This window comes from Flavobacterium sp. UBA6195 (assembly GCF_002422095.1).
Lineage (GTDB): Bacteria > Bacteroidota > Bacteroidia > Flavobacteriales > Flavobacteriaceae > Flavobacterium.
Window position 1 is genome coordinate 13,224 of the sequence record NZ_DITB01000039.1, and the last position, 542, is coordinate 13,765.

The 542-nt window shown below is 30.1% G+C and carries 2 protein-coding genes; both read left to right on the top strand.

What is annotated here, in order from left to right:
* Positions 1–270 (top strand): MBL fold metallo-hydrolase RNA specificity domain-containing protein (locus B4I81_RS03185; protein ID WP_291107412.1); only part of this gene is annotated, 270 nt, incomplete at its 5' end.
* Between the two features lie 45 nt (positions 271–315).
* Positions 316–542 (top strand): HYC_CC_PP family protein (locus tag B4I81_RS03190; protein WP_414655083.1); only part of this gene is annotated, 227 nt, incomplete at its 3' end.

Below are 542 nucleotides of genomic sequence, written 5' to 3' on the forward strand. Positions count from 1 at the left end.
GGAAGAAAATTATTAGAAGGTGCTCAAGAAATCAAAATCTACGGAAAATATTATCCAGTGCAAGCAAATATTATGCTAATTGAAAGTTTATCAGCACATGGTGACCAAAAAGATTTATTGAATTGGTTATCAGAATTAGAAAATAAACCACAAAAAGTATATTTGGTTCACGGTGAAAATCAGGCAGCAGATGAGTTACGATTAAAAGTGCAAGAACAATATAATTTTGATGCTCAAGTGCCATTTTTAGGACAAGTGATTGAAATTTAAGATATTTTAACTAATTCTAAATTAAAAATTATTATTTTTGTTGCGATGAGTTTCAGAAAATACACAAGTATAGTTTTAGCCTCTCTAATATTGATTGCCAATTTAGGGTTAAGTTTTGCTGTGCATTACTGTAATGATAAAATTGCATCGGTTTCTTTTCAATATCAAGAAGACGAACCTTGTGTTGAGGATATAAAATCTTGTTGTGCTAAAGAAGACTCACACGATTCTTGTTGTTCTAATAAGCTAATCAAAGTAGAAAAAAAGACCGA